Below are 4,986 nucleotides of genomic sequence, written 5' to 3'. Positions count from 1 at the left end.
TAAGATCAAAATGGGTGATTAATAATTCTGGTAATAATATCTTGAGTAGGTCTATATATGGATCCAATGCTTCCGCTTTTAGAAAACAAAAATCAAACTAATATTTCAATTCACACACAACTTTTGAGAATGATCCTATATATAGTTATGAATACAACATTTTCTCACCTCTTTTACTTAAGAAAAAGTAAAGCTAAACCGGATTCTGGAATATTATACTTCAGAATAACCGTCAATGGTAAACGAGCTGTTACTACAACAGGACGTGAAGTACCACTTTCACTATGGAACCCGGCTTCTGGTAAAGCAACGGGTAATTCGGATCAAGCTAAAGCTATTAATAGATTTCTTAGTAAAGTTGAAAACGATATCTATCATGCTCATCAGCGACTGCTGGACAAAGGTGAAATTTTCTCCTCTAAGGATATTATAGATACCTACCTTGGAAAAGACAAGAAAAAAGAAGCCCAGGAAAGGATGCTTCTAGATATTTTTCAGGAGCATAATGATCGGGTGAATAGACTTGTAGGTAAAGATTTTGCAGCCGGAACTGCCGAAAGGTATAGAACGGCTAAAAAGCACGTTGAAGGATATATTAAGAAAGAATACAAATCTTCAGATATTCCCGTACAAGATGTAAATCATAAATTTATCACCGGGTTTGAATATTACTTAAAAACCGAGAGAAACTGTGCGCATAATTCAGCGATCAAATACATAACAAATTTTAAAAAGATCATTCGTATAGCATTATTAAACGAATGGATAATTAAAGATCCCTTTAAGAACTGGAAGGGGAAATTAAAGGTGGTAGACCGGGAGTTTCTAACAGAAGGTGAACTTCAGGCTTTAATTTCCAAAGAAATTAAGAATGAGCGGCTGGGTTTGATTAAAGATATTTTTACGTTTAGTTGTTTCACAGGGCTTAGTTATGCTGAGGTTAAAAAACTCTCAGAAAAAGAAGTGGTTATTGGTATTGATGGTAAGAGATGGATAAAAACTAAGAGAACAAAAACTAAGACCAGATGCAGCGTTCCAATTCTTCCGGTAGCAGAGGCTATATTGGAAAAATATTCTTCACATCCCCAGGTAAGTGAAAAGCGTTTACTTCCAATTTTTAGCAATCAAAAAACGAATGCTTATATTAAGGAAGTAGCGGATCTCTGTGGCATCAACAAAAACCTTACATTCCATTTGGCCAGGCATACTTTTGCTACGACCGTAACCCTTTCCAACGGAGTTCCTATTGAGAGTGTTAGCAAAATGCTGGGACACAAAAACCTGCAGACTACACAACACTATGCAAAGATTTTGGATAAAAAGGTCAGTGATGATATGGCTATTCTGAAAGATCGTTTAAATTCCAAAAATTTCTGGGGAAAGGCTTAATTGTAATTCTGAACCGAATTATTACTTGAGCTAACCTGGCAATCAAGGTATATAAGTATTTGTCATAACTAGTCCAAAAAATGGACAATTAAGCACTTGAAAAACATGTAATAAATTGATTATAAAATACTTAAGTGTGATTTTTTTGGTAACATTAAATTTGATGTCATTTGGGATATTTTGAAAATATAAAACTTAAAAAGCTTCCTTCAAGATCACAAAATCAACTAAATGACACTAAATAAAATGATTGCTTTTTTAACATTTACTTTTTTCATCTGGAGCATTTTCCTTTTTGACGTCGAAAAGGAGCAAAAAGTAGATAGAAATGACAGTTTTTGAGTCCGTCTTTTCATTTACTTCTTTCAGCGCCTTCGCATTACCTTTTGATGCTCTTGCATATTCAAGCTTTGAAATTATAGAGGAGCTATAAATAGCCCGGCGATTTATGCGCTCCGGTTAATTTCAAAGCTGGTTCCTTTAGCAGCAAAAGGGAAGGCGGTAAGCAAGAGGTTTTAAAAGAAAAAGAGCTAAAATTTTGATCGGTAAATTATTTATAAAAATCGGGATGGGTATCGTCTTCTTCATAATCCCTTTTCCGATTTGCGTAATTATTTTTAGGATCTGCTGCCTCCATAAGTGACATCAAAATAGCCAAAGTGGGGTTCACTTTATGCTTTTCCATATCCTTCGTAATTGCGATCACTGCATTGATTCTTTTCTTGATAATATTTTCAATTCGTCTGCCGGTAGGGCCAAAATTTTCTTTGGGAGAAATCTCATTGTAAAAGAAAAAATCCAGCATTCCGGCCAATGCTTCAGAATGTGTTTTGTAATGTGTTCGAGAAAATTGCTGAAAGCGTTCGGCCGTTTTCTTTTCAATAGTAATGTTCTTAACTGCTTTCATAATTCAGTTTTTTTAAGGTTTACTGGTTTTTTGAACCATTTTACAGGACTTACGAGCCTAAAACCAGTAAATCCATAATTTTATAATATTTCTGTTATTTTTAAATAATTGAAAATCAGAAAGATAAAAACGAAAAGGTATATGTAACGTGGCTCTGCCCGTTACCCTCTTGCTTTACCTTTTCGTCCCACAGGGACAAAAACTTCAACTATTAAATTCAATTTAATAGCGCTTTTGATGAAGAAAAAGTGAATCCTCTTTTTTAAGATTTCAAAAGAAAACTTTCTGTATTTATTATAGAGATAAGAGGGAATAAATGAGAATTATATAAATGAAGGTGGAGAAAAGAAGCTGGAGACGTAATTAAATTTTTATATAATCCATTTCAAGGACTTATGTGGAAAACCAGAAACGAGAATGAAGTGTTTCAGCATTTTCTGTGAAAGTAGGGGAGTGGAAGGTGGTGGTTTTTCACTTGTGTTCGGTTGTTGTTGAATGAAGCTTTTTAGCCTGGAGGTACCTAAGGCTAAAGTGCTGAATGGAATGTGAAACAGATGATTTAACTCCAAAAATTATTCAATTCTACTTTTTCTTCTTAATATATTGTTAATAACTATAAAATAATCTTCTTAAACTACAAGCTGATAATTTATAGATTTGGATTCCCTACTCTATTTTAATTTTAAAGTGAACTCGATTAGAATGAAATCAAACCTTGTAGATAGATACGATTTCCAAAATATTCCAGAGTTTTTTAGGTATAAATTATTTCCTACTAGTATTGGTCATAATATTATACCCGGGAATTAGAAATAGAAGATTTAGAATTTTTTCAAGTACATCAATGTTATTGACCGTGGCGAAGCCTTGTAAATTTTTCAATTTTGGATGAAAAAACAGAAGGAATAAATTTGGGACATCAATAATACGATCAATATAAATTTTAAGTTTTTTCCATATAGTTTTGCCAGGTTACAAGGACATATTTCTTTTTTCCGTTTTCATACCTGGTTAGAAAACCAAATTCGTATACAAAAAGGTAAACTTCCTTTTTGCTGTTTTTCCAATAGTGCGTAAAGAAATTAGGATCGAAGCCGTGTTGTTTTAAAATGTCAGCTCTAACCGTAGCTTTTCCCGCTTTATTGAAACTTTTTAAAATTCTTCTATTAGTTTTTAATTGACGGTCTACTTTTGCATAAAATCCGGCAGCTCCTTCTTTGGTTTTTTGATAATGCCAGGCACTTTTGCAATAGGGATCGCAAAACTTTTTATCTGGACGGCCTTCCAGTTTTTTATTACAGGCCAGACAGTATTTTTTAGTTTCCAAAATAACAAAGCCGTTTTAGTCGTATAATATACGGATAATAAACGTTTTAGGGTTTAAGTCTGTTTACATTTATATAACAATAAATGAGCAGGCCATATGGATAGGAAGTATATTACATTAAAGAATTTAATCATTGATAAGGAAAAATGTATAGGATTAAAGTTCTTTAGCGATAAAGTAGTTCAGGCGATGGTGGACAACTTACCAGCTATACAATGGAGTGAGAAGTTTCGCATGAATTATATTTTAAACACACCAGAGAACCTGGAGCTTATTTTTAAGACCTTCCGAGGGGTTGCCTGGATTAATTGCAACCATTTTTATGCTAAGGCAAGTTTTGGACGCGAGGAAGAACCTGTGAACATTCAACAACTCCAAAATAGGGAAGAGGTGAGCGGAAGGCGATATTGCCCTGGAAGTTACCTGAAAAAGTTAGAATTGAAACGTTATGCCGATAGCACGATCAAAACCTATGTTTCTTGTTTCGAAACATTCATAAATCATTATAGTGATAGGGAGATAAAGGATTTGAACGAAGAGGATATAAGATTGTATCTTCAGAAATTGATACGAGAGGATTTTTCTCATTCCTATATTAACCAGGCCATTAATGCTATTAAATTCTATTATGAAGTGGTACTGGAAATGCCCAATAGGTTTTATGCCATAGAACGTCCGAGACCTATTGAACAACTGCCGAAGGTTCTGGCTAAAGAGGAAATAATGGCTATTATTGAGCATACTAATAATATAAAACACCGATGTATAGTAAGTTTGCTTTATTCGGCCGGTTTAAGAAGAATTGAGCTCTTAAATTTAAAATTGGAAGATATTGATAGTAAGAGAATGGTGATTAAGGTAAGATCGGGCAAGGGAAATAAAGATAGGTTTACAATCTTAAGCGAAAAATTACTTGGTGATCTACGAAAATACTATAAAGAATGGCGACCGACTAATTTTTTGTTTGAAGGCCCGGGCAGGAAAGCCTATAGTCCCGAAAGTGTTTCTTGTATAGTGAGAAATGCTGCTGAAAAAGCGAAGATCAAGAAGCGAGTGACACCTCATATGTTACGACATTCTTTTGCAACCCATCTCTTAGAGAATGGAACCGATTTACGATATATCCAGGTACTGCTAGGGCATAGAAGCACCAAAACAACAGAGATTTACACGCACGTGGCTACAAATATTTTTTTAAAGATCAAAAATCCACTAGATTAGTCAGGTAAAGACATAATAGATATAAATGTAATACTGCATTTATATGTACGTTGGGCACAATTCTCCAAATGAAGAAACTTCATTAATTTCTTCGGCTAACGTCAAGGAAAAGGATAGAGAAAAGAGGAAATTAGTAAAAGAG

4 protein-coding genes are annotated in these 4,986 nt (G+C 34.0%); 2 read left to right on the top strand and 2 right to left on the bottom strand.

The features are described 5' to 3' along the window. The first annotated feature begins 147 nt into the window (after window positions 1-147). A complete protein-coding gene (locus B5440_RS15355) occupies window positions 148-1,389 on the top strand; it encodes a site-specific integrase (RefSeq protein ID WP_070054991.1) in 1,242 nt (413 codons plus the stop codon). Between the two features lie 550 nt (window positions 1,390-1,939). Here B5440_RS15355 and B5440_RS15350 read toward each other — a convergent pair. Both B5440_RS15350 and B5440_RS15345 read right to left on the bottom strand, forming a co-directional pair. Next, on the bottom strand, window positions 1,940-2,296 hold the full coding sequence (locus tag B5440_RS15350; protein WP_070054988.1) for a BfmA/BtgA family mobilization protein: 357 nt from the start codon (window positions 2,294-2,296) through the stop codon (window positions 1,940-1,942). 943 nt (window positions 2,297-3,239) lie between these two features. Next, a complete protein-coding gene (locus tag B5440_RS15345; protein ID WP_070054989.1) occupies window positions 3,240-3,623 on the bottom strand; it encodes a hypothetical protein in 384 nt (127 codons plus the stop codon). Between the two features lie 96 nt (window positions 3,624-3,719). Between B5440_RS15345 and xerA the strand changes: the two genes are divergently transcribed. After that, the gene (gene xerA / locus B5440_RS15340) at window positions 3,720-4,844 is read left to right on the top strand and encodes a site-specific tyrosine recombinase/integron integrase (RefSeq protein WP_070054990.1); all 1,125 of its coding nucleotides are present in this window, start codon (window positions 3,720-3,722) and stop codon (window positions 4,842-4,844) included. Window positions 4,845-4,986: the final 142 nt, after the last annotated feature.

The sequence above is a fragment of the Salegentibacter salarius genome (genome assembly GCF_900168265.1).
GTDB classification, from domain to species: Bacteria; Bacteroidota; Bacteroidia; order Flavobacteriales; family Flavobacteriaceae; genus Salegentibacter; species Salegentibacter salarius.
The sequence above is the reverse complement of the archived record's forward strand: the minus strand, read 5'-3'. Positions and strand labels throughout refer to the sequence as shown.

Bases quoted from the DNA above. Each gene is read 5' to 3' on its own strand.
- B5440_RS15350 (WP_070054988.1), bottom strand. From the start codon at position 2,296: ATGAAAGCAGTTAAGAACATTACTATTGAAAAGAAAACGGCCGAACGC.
- xerA (WP_070054990.1), top strand. From the start codon at position 3,720: ATGGATAGGAAGTATATTACATTAAAGAATTTAATCATTGATAAGGAA.
- B5440_RS15355 (WP_070054991.1), top strand. From the start codon at position 148: ATGAATACAACATTTTCTCACCTCTTTTACTTAAGAAAAAGTAAAGCT.